This window comes from Kytococcus sp. Marseille-QA3725 (assembly GCF_054950055.1).
Genome location: NZ_JBUCLA010000001.1, coordinates 1,059,759 through 1,073,301 on the forward strand (window position 1 = coordinate 1,059,759; position 13,543 = coordinate 1,073,301).

General features: G+C 72.3%; 11 protein-coding genes. 1 reads left to right on the top strand and 10 read right to left on the bottom strand.

Annotated features, from left to right (window positions below; all coding sequences use genetic code 11):
• Positions 1–6 precede the first annotated feature (6 nt).
• The 3 genes from ACY8FT_RS04835 to ACY8FT_RS04845 all read right to left on the bottom strand — a co-directional run bounded on the left by ACY8FT_RS04835 (position 7) and on the right by ACY8FT_RS04845 (position 3,627).
• A complete protein-coding gene (locus ACY8FT_RS04835) occupies positions 7–924 on the bottom strand; it encodes a GNAT family N-acetyltransferase (RefSeq protein ID WP_462417788.1) in 918 nt (305 codons plus the stop codon).
• The gene (locus ACY8FT_RS04840) at positions 908–1,642 is read right to left on the bottom strand and encodes a DUF6882 domain-containing protein (protein ID WP_462417789.1); all 735 of its coding nucleotides are present in this window, start codon (positions 1,640–1,642) and stop codon (positions 908–910) included. The genes ACY8FT_RS04835 and ACY8FT_RS04840 overlap by 17 nt, the downstream gene beginning before the upstream one ends.
• Before the next feature lie 71 nt (positions 1,643–1,713).
• Positions 1,714–3,627 (bottom strand): acetate--CoA ligase, encoded by a 1,914-nt coding sequence (locus ACY8FT_RS04845; RefSeq protein WP_462417790.1) that lies wholly within the window; start codon positions 3,625–3,627, stop codon positions 1,714–1,716.
• A 203-nt stretch (positions 3,628–3,830) separates the two neighbouring features.
• Here ACY8FT_RS04845 and ACY8FT_RS04850 point away from each other — a divergent pair, with 203 nt between their 5' ends.
• A complete protein-coding gene (locus tag ACY8FT_RS04850; RefSeq protein WP_462417791.1) occupies positions 3,831–3,959 on the top strand; it encodes a hypothetical protein in 129 nt (42 codons plus the stop codon).
• An 18-nt stretch (positions 3,960–3,977) separates the two neighbouring features.
• On the opposite strand, the gene ispG is transcribed toward ACY8FT_RS04850, so the two are convergent.
• The 7 genes from ispG to pta all read right to left on the bottom strand — a co-directional run bounded on the left by ispG (position 3,978) and on the right by pta (position 13,533).
• Positions 3,978–5,138 (bottom strand): flavodoxin-dependent (E)-4-hydroxy-3-methylbut-2-enyl-diphosphate synthase, encoded by a 1,161-nt coding sequence (gene ispG / locus ACY8FT_RS04855; RefSeq protein WP_462417792.1) that lies wholly within the window; start codon positions 5,136–5,138, stop codon positions 3,978–3,980.
• Positions 5,139–5,184: 46 nt separating this feature from the next.
• On the bottom strand, positions 5,185–6,504 hold the full coding sequence (locus tag ACY8FT_RS04860) for a M50 family metallopeptidase (RefSeq protein ID WP_462418400.1): 1,320 nt from the start codon (positions 6,502–6,504) through the stop codon (positions 5,185–5,187).
• Positions 6,504–7,691, bottom strand: a complete 1,188-nt coding sequence (dxr, locus tag ACY8FT_RS04865; protein WP_462417793.1) for a 1-deoxy-D-xylulose-5-phosphate reductoisomerase — start codon at positions 7,689–7,691, stop codon at positions 6,504–6,506. Before dxr ends, ACY8FT_RS04860 begins: the two co-directional genes overlap by 1 nt.
• A gap of 35 nt (positions 7,692–7,726) precedes the next feature.
• Positions 7,727–8,581 (bottom strand): GH25 family lysozyme, encoded by an 855-nt coding sequence (locus ACY8FT_RS04870; RefSeq protein ID WP_462417794.1) that lies wholly within the window; start codon positions 8,579–8,581, stop codon positions 7,727–7,729.
• Between the two features lie 154 nt (positions 8,582–8,735).
• Positions 8,736–10,238: an NAD-dependent succinate-semialdehyde dehydrogenase gene (locus ACY8FT_RS04875; RefSeq protein ID WP_462417795.1), complete on the bottom strand. Its 1,503-nt coding sequence runs from the start codon at positions 10,236–10,238 to the stop codon at positions 8,736–8,738.
• 5 nt (positions 10,239–10,243) lie between these two features.
• Entirely contained in the window at positions 10,244–11,434 is a 1,191-nt protein-coding gene (locus ACY8FT_RS04880) for an acetate/propionate family kinase (protein ID WP_462417796.1), read from the bottom strand.
• A complete protein-coding gene (gene pta / locus ACY8FT_RS04885; RefSeq protein WP_462417797.1) occupies positions 11,431–13,533 on the bottom strand; it encodes a phosphate acetyltransferase in 2,103 nt (700 codons plus the stop codon). Before pta ends, ACY8FT_RS04880 begins: the two co-directional genes overlap by 4 nt.
• Positions 13,534–13,543 lie beyond the last annotated feature (10 nt).

A 13,543-nucleotide genomic window follows, 5' to 3' on the forward strand; every position in this document is an offset into this window, starting at 1 on the left:
TGGCGGTCAAAGCAGGACGGTGGCGAAGGTGCCGACCCGTCGCATGCCCACGCGTTCGTAGACGCGACGGGCGGGCAGGTTGTAGTCGTTCACGTAGAGGTGGACGGTCCCGACGGGCTCGTGGGGTCCCCCGACCTCCCCCACCGGCAGCCCGTGCGTCAGGAGGTGCTCCAGCAGCCCCGCCATCGCCCCGGTGGCCAGGCCGCGGTTGCGCTGACCGGGGTCGGTCCACACCCCCTGCACCTGGGCCACCCCGAAGGCGACCGAGCCGACGTCGGCCTTGAACAGCACCCGACCGTCCTCGATGACGACGAAGGACCGACCCTGCGCGATGAGCTGGGAGAAGCCGGCCCGGTAGCGCGCCGCGGACCCCCGGTAGGGCGGGTAGCCGATCTCCTCGGTGAACATCGCCGCGCCGGCGGGGTGCACGAGGTCCACCTCGTGCGGACGTGCCGGTCGCACCCGCGGGTCCGGCGCGATGCCCAGCGAGGACGGCGGCGTGGAGGTCACCATCGACCACTGGTCCATCCGCTCGTCACGGGCCGGCCCCCACAGCGGACGCAGCCGGTCCCAGAGGAGGGCCACCTCCTCGGCCGTGCCGAAGATGGAGCTGGAGGTGGCCCGGCGGGCCGAGACGTGGTCGGCCAGCGGCCCGGCGGACCGCTCGTCGAGCCCGATGGGCACGACGTTGGCTCCGCACATGACCAGCGCGTCGAGCCGTCCGCCCGCCATCCACCCCACGGCCTGGCCGCGGGCACGGAGGACGCCGTCACGCACCCGCGAGGCCGCGAAGACCCGGGCCGCCGGGTCCTGCGCGCACAGGTCCATGACCTGCGGGACGTGCTGTGGCCCCAGCGTCTCCACGTGGGCGGAGGACCGCCCCAGCGTGCGACGCTGGCTCCACACCTCAGACCAGATCGCCACTGACCCGGTCGATGCCGCCCTGCTCGTCCAGGTGCACCTCGACCTGGTCCTGCCCGTCGTCGAAGCGCACGCGGGTGCCGTCGGCCGACCAGGTGGCCGGCCACGGACCGTCCAGGCCCAGGTGGTAGAGCGCACGGCGGTGGTCGGTCATCAGGCCGCTGTCGCGGGCCTCGTCCAGCACGGCGGGGAGGCTGGAGAGCTCGGGGGTGGGCAGGGTGATCCCGGAGATCAGGGTGACCACCCAGGTGCCGTTGCCGGCGTCGGAGACGAAGTACGGCTGGGTGCCGGTGATCTTGGCCGCGATCGTGCCCGCGTCGTGGGCGGCGGCGACGACGGCGGCCTCGACGTCCTGCTCGGCGGTGTCCAGCGGCACCTCGGCGGAGGTCAGGTCCTCCACGCCGTGGGCCTCGCCGAAGTCGCGCAGCTGGTGCGCGAGCCGGGCCGCGGGGGCCTCGGCGAACATCTCGTTGGCCCAGGCCCACAGCAGCGACTGGGGACCGGGGGCCACCGAGCCGATCAGGTGGAGGTCGCCGGTCACCTCGGCCGAGTCGGAGGCGAACTGGATCTGCCCGTTCTCCAGGTCCACGCCCACCTGCGCGTCGGCGCCGACCTCCTGCTCCAGCAGCCGGTCGAACTGGTGCTGCGTGATGCGGGACCAGAGGACCGCGTCGTTCAGGATGGTGGCCCGGTCGAGGGCGGGTGCCTGCGTCTGCTCCATGGGGTCAGCCTAAGACCTCTGGTGGCCCGAGGGACCGGTGGCCGGGGGCGTCGGCCCGACCACCGACGACCTCAGCGGCGGCGGAGCACCTCCTGCAGCACGTCCAGCACCGCCGGGTCCTCGATGGTGCTGGGCACCTGCGGGGTCTCGCCGTCGGCCATCTGCCGCATCGTCTTGCGCAGGATCTTGCCCGAGCGGGTCTTCGGCAGGGCCTCGACGAGGTCGACCTCCCGCAGCGCGGCGACGGCACCCACCTCGTCACGCACCCGCTGCACGAGCTCGGCCACCAGCGCGTCCGCGCCGGCCTCGTCGAGCTCGACGCCGCTCTTGAGCACCACCAGCGCGCGGGGCACCTGTCCCTTGAGCGGGTCGGCCACGCCCATCACGGCGCACTCGGCGACGCTCGGGTGCCCGGCCAGCGCCTCCTCAAGGGAGCCGCTGGACAGCCGGTGGCCGGCGACGTTGAGCACGTCGTCGGTGCGGCCCATGACGTAGACGTACCCGTCGGCGTCCACCATGCCGCCGTCGCCGGTCAGGTAGTGCTCGGGGTAGGCCGACAGGTAGCTGGAGACGTAGCGCTCGTCGTCCTTCCAGAGCGTCGGCAGCGTGCCCGGGGGCATCGGCAGCCGCAGGCATATGGCGCCCTCCGTCCCGGGCTCCACCTCCTCGCCCCGGTCGTCGAGCACCTCGATGCGGTAGCCCGGCGTGGCCACCGACGGCGAGCCGGGACGGATCTCCAGGGTCTCGATGCCGACGGGGTTGGTCGCGATGGGCCACCCGGTCTCGGTCTGCCACCAGTTGTCCACCACCGGGATGCCGAGGTGGTCGGTGGCCCACTGCCAGGTGTCCGGGTCGAGCCGCTCACCGGCCAGAAAGAGGTGCTCCAGCGTGGAGACGTCGTGCTGCTGCAGTCCGGTCGCGTCCGGGTCCTCCTTCTTGATCGCCCGGATCGCGGTGGGGGCGGTGAACAGCGCCTTGACCCCGTGGTCCTCGACCACCCGCCAGAACGCCGCCGGGTCCGGGGTCCCCACGGGCTTGCCCTCGTAGAGCACCGTGGTGGCCCCGGTCAGGAGCGGCGCGTAGACGATGTAGGAGTGCCCGACCACCCAGCCGACGTCGGAGGCGCAGAACCACGTGTCGCCGGGACCGATGCCGTAGAGGTTGGTCATCGACCAGCGCATGGCCACCGCGTAGCCGCCGCTGTCGCGGACGATCCCCTTGGGGCGCCCGGTGGTCCCGGAGGTGTAGAGCACGTAGAGCGGGTCGGTGGCCGCGACGGGCGTGGGTCCGGCCGGCTCGACGGACCCGGGGGCGGTCAGCGTCGCCCAGTCGTGGTCCCGCTCCCCCAGCTCCGCCGGGTGCTGCTCCCGCTGCAGGATCACGCAGTGCTCGGGCTGGTGGGCCGAGCGGCTGATCGCCTCGTCGAGCATCGGCTTGTAGGGCATCACCCGGGTGCGCTCCACCCCGCAGGAGGCCGAGAGGACGACCTTCGGCGCGACGTCCTCGATGCGCACGGCCAGCTCGGCGGGGGCGAAGCCGCCGAAGACCACGGAGTGCACGGCGCCGAGCCGCGCGCAGGCCAGCATGCCGACGACGGCCTCGGGGACCATCGGCATGTAGATGACCACGGTGTCGCCCTTGCCGACCCCCAGATCGCGCAGCGCACCGGCGCAGCGCGCGACCTCGTCGAGGAGCTCGGCGTAGGTCAACGTGCGACGGCTGTCGGTCACCGGGGAGTCGTGGACCAGGGCCGGCTGGTCCCCCCGCCCCGCCTCGACGTGGCGGTCCAGCGCGTTGTGGCTGACGTTCAGCTCCCCGTCGGGGAACCAGCGGTACATCGGTGCCTCGGAGTCGTCCAGGGCCCGGGTGGGCAGGACGGTCCAGTCGATGGCCTCGGTCGCCCCCAGCCAGAAACCCTCGGGGTCGTCGAGGCTCCGCTGCAGGACCTCCTGGTAGCTCCCCCGTGCCTGCTGCTGTCCACCCATGTCTGCCCACCTCTCCACCGGGTGCCCGGCCTGGGGTCCGCGGGAGGTCCGCGGGCCCTGGCCGCCCATTGTGAGCAGGGTCTCGCCGCGGCGTCGAGGCCCGCCGCACGATCGACACCGGCTCGTGACCTCGGAGGTGCAGTCCGTTGCGCGACGACGGCGTTCGCCGGGCACCGACGGCGGTGCGCCGCTAGCCTCGGAGGATGCGCATCGGAAACACCGAAGTCCGTCCGGTCGGCGGTGGCCCCGGCTGCCTGCTCATGATCCTGTTCTCGGTGGTCGCGTCGGTGGTGCTGACCGTCCTGCTGAACCTCTTCGTCGGGATGTTCTGAGGACCGCACCCACCGGACTCAGCCGGCCGCGGTGACCACCGGGCCGGTGCCCTCGCCGTCGACCGGCTCGCCCACCTCCTCGGCGATCCGCATCGCCTCCTCGATGAGGGTCTCGACGATCTTGGCCTCAGGCACCGTCTTGATGACCTCGCCCTTGACGAAGATCTGGCCCTTGCCGTTGCCGCTGGCCACACCGAGGTCGGCCTCGCGGGCCTCACCGGGGCCGTTGACGACGCAGCCCATGACGGCCACGCGCAGGGGGACGGTCATGCCCTCCAGCCCGGCGGTCACCTCGTCGGCCAGCTTGTAGACGTCCACCTGCGCGCGGCCGCAGGAGGGGCAGGAGACGATCTCGAGCTTGCGCGGCCGCAGGTTGAGCGCCTGCAGGATCTGCGTGCCGACCTTGACCTCCTCCACCGGCGGGGCGGAGAGGCTCACGCGGATGGTGTCACCGATGCCCTTGGCCAGCAGCGCCCCGAAGGCGGTGGCGGACTTGATGGTGCCCTGGAAGGCCGGGCCGGCCTCGGTGACGCCCAGGTGCAGCGGCCAGTCGCCGCGCTCGGCGAGCATCTCGTAGGCCTTGATCATGACGACCGGGTCGTTGTGCTTCACCGAGATCTTGAAGTCGTGGAAGTCGTGCTCCTCGAAGAGCGAGGCCTCCCAGACGGCGGACTCGACCAGCGCCTCGGGGGTTGGGGCGCCGTACTTCTCGTAGAGGCGCTTGTCCAGCGAGCCGGCGTTCACGCCGATGCGCAGGGAGACCCCGGCGTCCTTGGCCTCCTTGGCGATCTGGCCCACCTGGTCGTCGAACTTCTTGATGTTGCCCGGGTTCACGCGCACGGCCGCGCAGCCGGCCTCGATCGCGGCGTAGACGTACTTGGGCTGGAAGTGGATGTCCGCGATGACCGGGATCTGGCTCTTGGCCGCGATGGCCGGCAGCGCGTCGGCGTCGTCCTGCGTCGGGCAGGCCACGCGCACGATGTCGCAGCCGGCGGCGGTCAGCTCGGCGATCTGCTGGAGCGTGCCGTTGACGTCCGCCGTCTTGGTGGTGGTCATCGTCTGCACGCTGACGGGGGCGTCGCCCCCGACGAAGGTGTCACCCACCTTGATCTTGCGGCTCTTGCGCCGTGGGGCCACGGTCTGCGGTGCGGGCGCGGGCATTCCCAGCTCAACGGTCATGTCACCCAGTATCGCAACCGGTGCCGGGAACGCCCACCGCGCCCCGTCAGCCCAGCCGCACCGGCGCGACGATGTCTGCGTAGAGGAGCAGCAGGGACATCGCGATGAGGACCACCGCCATGCCCGTGGCCAGCGGCATCATCCGGGCGACGTCCACGTGGCCCGGATCGGGCAGCCCGCGGAACCTCGCCCAGGCCTTGCGTGCGCCCTCCCAGAGGGCACCGGCCACGTGCCCGCCGTCCAGCGGCACGAGCGGCACCAGGTTGAACACGAACAGGGCGAGGTTGAGGCTGGCCAGCAGGCTGGCCCAGAAGGCGACCCGCTCGCCCCAGTCCAGGCCGATCTCCTGGCTGGAGGTCACCTCGCCGGCCACCCGGCCGACACCGACCACGGACATCGGACCGTTGGGGTCCCGCTCCTCCAGCCCGAGCACGGTCTGCCCGACGTCCCACAACCGGGCGGGGATGGTGAACACGACCGACGCGGTGCGGACCAGACCGTCGCCGATCATCGGCGGCACCGCCGAGAGCGGCTGGCGGACCTGCTCGGAGGCGGGCGAGGCACCGAGGTAGCCGACCTCGTCGAGCACCGGCTGGCCGTCCTCCTCGACGACCTCCCCGTCCACCATGCGAGGGCGCTCGCGGACCACCGGCTGGGCGGTCAGCTCCAGCTGCTCTCCCCCGCGCTGGACGGTGAGCGGGAGCTCCTTGCCCCCGCTCTCGCGGATGGCAGCGGTCACCTGGTCCCACTCGGTCACCGGTGACCCGCCGACGGAGACGAGCCGGTCCCCCGGCTCCAGGCCCGCTGCGGCGGCCGGGCTGGGCTCGTCCTGCGGTCCGCACTCGGTGGCCTCCGGGTCCTCCGGAGCGCACTGGACGACCGACTGCAGGGTCGTGGTCGGCTCGGCCGTCCCGTGGAGCGTGAGGACACCGGTCAGGAGCACCACGGCGATCAGCAGGTTCATGACCGGACCGCCGAGCATGATCATCACCTTGCGCCAGACCGGCAGCCGGTAGAAGACACGATCGGCGTCCTGCGGCCCCATTTCCTCCAGGGCGGCGTCGCGGGCGTCCTCGGTGACCTGGTCGAGCAGCCCGGTGGAGCTGCGCCGCACTGTGCCCGAGGGGTCCTCGCGGCGGGGCGGCAGCATGCCGATCATGCGGATGTAGCCGCCCAGCGGGACGGCCTTCACGCCGTACTCGGTCTCACCGCGACGAGTGGACCAGAGCGTCGGGCCGAAGCCCACCATGTACTGCGTGACCTTCACCCGGGAGGCCTTCGCTGGCACCAGGTGCCCGATCTCGTGCAGCGCGATCGAGAGGCAGATGCCGAGGAAGACGACCAGCACCCCCAGCAGGTAGAGCATCACGCGCGGGACCCCGCTCCGACGCGTGCGTTCGCAGCCGCCCGGGCCCGCTCCTCGGCGGCGAGGACGTCGTCCAGGCCGAGGGATTCCTCTCCCCCGGCGCCGAGCTCGTCCACGACCGCCGCGACGGTGTCGACGATCTCCGGGAAGCCGATGCGCCCCTCGTGGAACGCCTCGACGCACTCCTCGTTGGCCGCGTTGTAGACCGCCGGCGCCGTACCGCCCAGTCGACCGACGTGCACCGCCAGGTCGACCGCCGGGAAGGCCTCGGAGTCCAGGGGGGTGAAGTCCCACTGCATCGGGGTGGTCCAGTCGGTGGGCTCGTCGACCTCCTCGAGGCGCTCGGGCCAGCTGAGCCCCAGGGCGATCGGCACGAGCATGCGCGGCGGCCCGATCTGGGCGATGGTCGACCCGTCGCGGAACTCGACCATGGAGTGGATCTGCTGCTGGGGGTGCACGACGACCTGGATGTCGTCGAAGGGGACGTCGAAGAGCAGGTGGGCCTCGATGACCTCGAGGCCCTTGTTCACCAGCGTGGCCGAATTGGTCGTGATGACCCGGCCCATGGCGAAGTTCGGGTGGGCCAGCGCCTGCTCCGGGGTGACCCCGGCCAGCTCGGCCCGGGTCCGGCCCCGGAAGGGGCCCCCGGAGGCCGTGATGACCAGGCGCCGCACCTCGTCCCGGCGCCCGGCGGCGAGGCACTGGGCGATGGCGGCGTGCTCGGAATCCACCGGCACGATCTGGTCGGGCCGCTGCATCGCGGAGCGCACGAGCGGTCCCCCGACGATGAGCGACTCCTTGTTCGCCAGCGCGAGGGTGCTGCCGGACTCCAGCGCCGCCAGCGTGGGCCGCAGCCCGATGGAGCCGGTGATGCCATTGAGCACGACGTCCACCGGCTCGGCCGCCAGCTCGGTGGACGCCTCCGGCCCGACGAGGACGCGCGGACGTGTCGCGGCCCCGCCGGGCAGAGCGTCGAGGGCAGCACGCAGGTCCGCCTCGGTGCCCCGCGCGACGGCCACCACCTCGGCGCCCGTCTGCAGCACCTGCTGCGCGAGGAGGCCGAGGTCACTGCCCCCGGCCGAGAGCCCGTGCACCGCGTAGCGGTCAGGGTTCCGGGCGATGACCTGCAGGGCCTGGGTGCCGATGGAGCCGGTGGAACCCAGGAGCGTGACGCGGCGCTGTGACATGGGCGCCAGCGTACGACTCGGCGCCGCTGCGCCGGTCAGCCCTTGCGCGCGAGCTGCTTCAGGTCCCCGAAGCTCCCGCGGACCCGGTTGACGTCGTACCCGTGGGCGTCCACGGGGTGCGTCTGCCAGATGGTGTGGGCCGCACCGTGGTGCGACCAGGAGTGCGGCGCCTTGCCGGGCGAGTCGGCGTAGCGCGCCAGCCACAGCTTCACGTCGGAGTAGTCGTAGTCCCCGACGCAGGTGTTCCACCAGTCGGCGTTCGTGTAGATGATCGGCTTGACGCCCGTCAGCTGCTCGTAGCGGGTGATGAAGCCCCGGGCCCAGCTGTTCATCTCCGCCTTGGTCTTGCCGTAGCACATCTCGCCGTAGGGGTTGTACTCCAGGTCGAGGGCCCCGGGGAGGGTCCGACCGTCCCCGCTCCAGCCGCCACGGTTCTCGACGAAGAACTCGGCCTGCTCCGGCCCGGAGGAGAACTCCGGGTTGGCGAAGTGGTACGAGCCGCGCAGCATGCCCTGCTCGGTGGCCCCGCTCCACTGCTCGGAGAACGAGTCCGCGGTCATGTAGTTGCCCTCGGTGGCCTTGATCCAGGCGAACTTGGCGGAGTGGTCGGTGAACCACTGCCAGTCCTCGATCGTGGTGTGGCCGCTGGTGTCGACGCCGTAGGGACCGTGCGTCAGCTCGGCCAGCCAGCTGGTGTCCTGCGCCTGCATCGTGCCGACCTGGCCCGTCGTGTGCTCGTCGGGCACCGACCACCCCATGGTCGCCCCGTCACCGGAGAGGGGGGCAGGCGTGCGGTCGTCGGCCGGGGCCGCGGTGGCCGCGGTGGCACCGGTGAGGGCCACTGCGAGGGAGGCCGCGGTGAGGGTGGGCAGAGCATGCGTGCGGAACATGTCGTCCTCGTCGTCGGGGAGCCGTGTGCGTCTGCGGCACCCGGTACGAGGGGTGCCGTCAGGCACGCTAGAGCGGAGCCTCCACCCCGACCAGCCCACCGACCGGATCTTGGGGCGTTCCTGAGCGCCCGTTCACCGGCCCGTCACCGGACCGTCACCCAGCGAGCCCCAGGTACTGCGTCTCGAGGTACTCCTCGACGCCCTCGTGGCCACCCTCGCGCCCCAGCCCGGAGTGCTTCACCCCGCCGAAGGGCGCGGCGGGCTGGGAGACGACGCCCATGTTGAGGCCGACCATGCCGGTCTCCATGCCCTCGGAGAAGCGCATGAGCCGCGAGACGTCGCGTGAGTAGACGAAGCCCACCAGGCCAAACTCCGTGTCGTTGGCGGCGGCCAGTGCGGCGTCCTCGTCGTCGACGACCTGGATGGGCGCGACCGGACCGAAGATCTCCTCCTGCAGGACGCGAGCGCCTTGCGGCACGTCCGTCAGCACGGTGGGCGGGTACCAGGCACCCCCCTCGGGCAGCGAGTCCCTCAACTCGTCCCTGCTGGCGGGCCCACCGGTGAGCACGCGTGCACCGCGCTCGAGGGCGTCGTCCACCAGCTCGACGACCTTATCCAGTGCCCCTGCATCGACCAGCGGGCCCAGGTCCGCCCCCTCGTCCCCACCGGGACCGACCCGCCGCTCCGAGGCGGCGGCGGTGAGGCGCTCGGCGAACTCGTCAGCCACCGAGCGCACGACCACGAAGCGGTTGGCGGCGGTGCAGGCCTCACCGATGTTGCGGAACTTGGCCGCCATGGCCCCCTCGACGGCCTGGTCGAGGTCGGCGTCCTCCAGCACCACGAAGGGGGCGTTCCCGCCGAGCTCCATGGACGTCCGCAGGAGGTTCTGCGCGGACTGCTCCTGCAGGGCCCGACCCACCGGCGTGGAGCCGGTGAAGGTGAGCTTGCGCAGGCGCGGGTCCTCGATGATGCGCGTGCTGACCTCCGAGGTGCGGGAGGTGGTCACGAGGTTGACGACGCCGTCGGGCACGCCGGCCCGCTGCAGCAGGTCCACCAGGGCGACGGCCGTCAGCGGGGTGGCCGAGGCGGGCTTGAGCACCACCGTGCACCCAGCGGCCAGGGCCGGGCCGACCTTGCGGGTCGCCATCGCCAGCGGGAAGTTCCACGGCGTGATCGCGAACACCGGACCGACCGGGCGCCGGCGGGTCAGGATCGTGGACCCACCACCCGGGGCGGGCACCATCCGCCCCTCCAGGCGCACGGCCTCCTCGGAGAACCAACGGAGGAACTCGGCGCCGTAGGTCACCTCACCGCGTGCCTCGGTGAGGGACTTGCCCATCTCCAGGGTCATGAGGGCGGCCAGGTCCTCGGCGTGTTCGACCACGAGGTCGAACGCCCGCCGCAGCACCTCCGAGCGCTCCCTGGGCGGGGTGGCGGCCCAGTCCCGCTGGGCCGCCACGGCCGCGTCGAGCGCCGCGGCCGCGTCCTCCACGGAGGCATCGACGACCTCGCGCAGGTCCGACCCGTCGCTGGGATCGGTGACCGTGAGGCTCCGGCCGTCGGCCCCCTCCCGCCAGGCCCCACCCACGTACAGGCCGGTCAGGGCCGCCGGCACGAGGTCGTCGATGCGCTGCTGCAGGTCCGCGTGGTGCGTCATGCCCCTCAGCCTGCCACTGCCTCCTGGGCGGCGCGCGCGATGTAGAGCTCCTCGTTGGTCGGTGTGACCATGACCGTCACCCGCGAGTCGTCGGCCGAGACGACCGTCGATTCCTCGTCCTGCGGCGACACCGAGCTGTTGCGCTCGGGGTCGACGACGACACCCAGCGCCGAGAGGCGCTCCCCCAGCTCGGCCCGGATCTCGACGTTGTTCTGGCCGATGCCGGCGGTGAAGACGATCGCGTCCAGACCACCCATGAGCGCGTGGTAGCCACCGACGTAGCGCACGAGGCGGTGCAGGGTGATGTCCAGCGCCAGGCGGGCCCGCTCGTCCCCCGCCGTCGCGGCAGCCCGCACCTCGCGCATGTCGCCGGAACCGGTGAGCCCCTTGAGGCCGCTGCGGCGGTTGAGCAGGTCGTCGACCTCCTCCGGGGTCATGCCGTGGCGCAGCAGGTGGAGCAGGATGCCTGGGTCGACGTCACCGGGGCGGGTGCCCATGACCAGCCCCTCCAACGGCGTCATGCCCATCGAGCAGTCGATCGGCCGACCGTGCGCGACGGCCGCCGCGGAGGCCCCGTTGCCCAGGTGGAGCACCACCATGCGCAGGTCCTCGCGGCGCTGCCCGAGGTCCTCGGCGGCGCGCGCCGAGACGTAGTCGTGGCTGGCGCCGTGGAAGCCGTAGCGCAGCACCCGGTACTGCTCGGCGACCTCGGTGTCGATCGCGTAGGTGCGCGCCTCGGCGGGCAGGTCGGTGAAGAAGGCGGTGTCGAAGATGCCGACGTGGGGCACGTCCGGCAGCTGGCCGCGCGCCGCCTCGATGCCCAGCACGTTCGCCGGGTTGTGCAGCGGCGCCAGCGGGGACAGCTCGCGGAGCACCTCCACCACGCGGTCGTCGATCACGACCGGCCCGTCGAACCGGCTGCCGCCGTGGACGATGCGGTGGCCGACCACGGTGACGTCCTCCAGCAGCCCGTCGACCTCCCGCAGGTGCTCCAGCACGTGACCAAGCGCCTCGGTGTGGTCGGCGAAGGCACGGTCGCTGGTGAGCGTGTCCCGGCCCGGGAGCTCCAGGGTGGTGGAGCCCACGGGCTCGCCGATGCGCTCCAGCAGCCCCTTGGCGTGGAGCTCAGCGGAGTCGGGGTCGATCACCTGGAACTTCACCGAGGAGGACCCGGCGTTGATGACGAGGACGGTCACTGGTTGCTCCCGGGGTCGGTGGTGCCCGCCTGCACGGCGGTCATGAGGATGGTGTTGACGATGTCGTCCTCCAGCGCGCCGCGCGAGAGGTCGTTGACCGGCCGGTCCAGGCCCTGGAGCAGCGGGCCGACGGCCAGCGCCCCGGCCATGCGCTGCACGGCCTTGTACGTGTTGTTGCCCGTGTTGAGGTCGGGGAAGACCAGGACGGTGGCGCGGCCGGCGACGTCGGAGTCCGGCAGCTTGGAGGCCGCCACCGTGGGCTCGACGGCCGCGTCGTACTGGATCGGCCCCGCGACCGGCAGGTCCGGTGCCTGCCGGGTCACCAGCTCGGTGGCTGCGCGCACCTTCTCGACTTCCTTGCCGGAGCCGGACTCGCCGGTGGAGTAGCTGAGCATCGCCACCCGCGGCTCGATGCCGAACGAGCGCGCCGTCGCCGCGCTGGCCACCGCGATGCCCGCGAGCTCCTCGCTCGTGGGCTCCGGGATGACGGCGCAGTCGGCGAAGACCAGCACCCGGTCGGCGAGGCACATGAGGAAGCAGCTGGAGACCACGTCGGCGCCCGGAGCCGTCCCGATCACCTGGAAGGCGGGGCGGATGGTCTCGGCCGTCGTGTGGGCCGCACCGCTGACCATGCCGTCGCACTGGCCGGACCGGACCAGCAGGGTGCCGAAGGTGTTCGGATCGGCGATGACGTTGCGGGCCGTGGACAGGGTCATGCCCTTGTGGGCGCGCAGCTCCGTGTAGAGCTCGGCGAGGCGCTCGGAGTCCGGGTCGTCGGCCGGGTCGCGCAGCGTGGCCGCGGAGAGGTCCACACCGAGCTCCTGGGCGCGACGGGTCATGGCCTCGACCTCGCCGAGGATCGTCAGGTCCACCAGACCGCGGGTCAGCACCCGGCCGGCCGCGCGCAGGATGCGGTCGTCCGACCCCTCCGGCAGCACGATGTGGCGGCGGCTGGCAGCGGCCTGCTCGACCAGCTGGTGCTGGAAGATCAACGGCGTCACCGCGGTGGTCGGGCGCACGTCGAGCTGCTCGAGCACCGCGCGGGCGTCCAGGTGGGCCGAGACGTGGGTCAGGGCCGCGGCGGTCTTGCGACCGCTCCCCTGCCCGAGGAGGCCGCGCACGGTGGAGGCCGCCCGGGCGGTCTCGTAGGTGTTGCCGCTGGTCTCGATCACCGGCAGGCGCAGGTTGAGTCCCTGCACGAGCTCGCGCACCCGCTCGGAGACCTCGAAGCCGCCGTTGAGCACGACCGCGCTCAGCGTCGGGAAGCCCTCGGAGGTGTGGGCGGCGATGAGCGTCAGCAGGATCTCGACCCGGTCGCTCGCCGCGATGCAGAGCTGCCCGTCCGAGAGCCGGTCGAGGATGTGCTCGGGGTTCATGCCGCCGACGAGGATGTCCTCGACCTCCCGGTCGAGCGCCGCCTCGTCGCCCCAGAGCAGCGAGCCGTCCACCGCCTTCACCACGTCGCGCACCGTCGGGGCCGACAGGAGGGGCAGGTCCGGGACGGCACCGAGCACCGGGACGGGCGCCTCGCCGCCGCCGAGCTCGCCCAGCGCGGCGGCCACGTCCTGCGGGTCCTGCGAGGTGACCCGGTTGCAGACCACGCCCAGGACGTCCGCGTGCTGCGCCTCGGCCTCGTGCACGCAGGCCTCCGCCGCGCTGCGCACCTGCTCCGGCGTGCGCTCGTCACCGTGAACGACCAGCACCATCGGGGAGGCCAGGTTGGCCGCGACCCGTGCGTTGAATGAGAACTCGGTGGGGCCGTTCACGTCGGTGAAGTCCGAGCCGAGCACGACCACGACGTCGCACTCCTCGGCGACCCGGTAGTAGGCGGCCACGACGTCGGCCAGCGCCTGCTCCTCGTCGGCATGCACCTCCTCGTAGGTGACGCCGATCGCGTCGGCGGAGGTCAGCGTCGATCCCGCGTGCGTGAGCAGGGCGCGCAGGATGGGGTCGTCCTCGCGGTCCTCGGCACGGGCGACGGGACGGAACACCCCCACCCGCTCGACCGTGCCGACGGCTGCGTCGACGAGGGCGAGGGCGATCGCGGACTTTCCGGTGTTCCCCTCCGGGGAGGCAACCATGACGGTGCGGGCACTCATGGGGGTCACT

What these genes read in the sequence shown, in the direction of transcription:
- dxr (WP_462417793.1), bottom strand. Translation starts at nt 7,691, where the DNA reads ATGTCACAGCGCCGCGTCACGCTCCTGGGTTCCACCGGCTCCATCGGC.
- ACY8FT_RS04860 (WP_462418400.1), bottom strand. Translation starts at nt 6,504, where the DNA reads ATGCTCTACCTGCTGGGGGTGCTGGTCGTCTTCCTCGGCATCTGCCTC.
- ACY8FT_RS04875 (WP_462417795.1), bottom strand. Translation starts at nt 10,238, where the DNA reads ATGACGCACCACGCGGACCTGCAGCAGCGCATCGACGACCTCGTGCCG.
- ACY8FT_RS04850 (WP_462417791.1), top strand. Translation starts at nt 3,831, where the DNA reads ATGCGCATCGGAAACACCGAAGTCCGTCCGGTCGGCGGTGGCCCCGGC.
- pta (WP_462417797.1), bottom strand. Translation starts at nt 13,533, where the DNA reads ATGAGTGCCCGCACCGTCATGGTTGCCTCCCCGGAGGGGAACACCGGA.
- ACY8FT_RS04870 (WP_462417794.1), bottom strand. Translation starts at nt 8,581, where the DNA reads ATGTTCCGCACGCATGCTCTGCCCACCCTCACCGCGGCCTCCCTCGCA.
- ACY8FT_RS04845 (WP_462417790.1), bottom strand. Translation starts at nt 3,627, where the DNA reads ATGGGTGGACAGCAGCAGGCACGGGGGAGCTACCAGGAGGTCCTGCAG.
- ACY8FT_RS04840 (WP_462417789.1), bottom strand. Translation starts at nt 1,642, where the DNA reads ATGGAGCAGACGCAGGCACCCGCCCTCGACCGGGCCACCATCCTGAAC.
- ispG (WP_462417792.1), bottom strand. Translation starts at nt 5,138, where the DNA reads ATGACCGTTGAGCTGGGAATGCCCGCGCCCGCACCGCAGACCGTGGCC.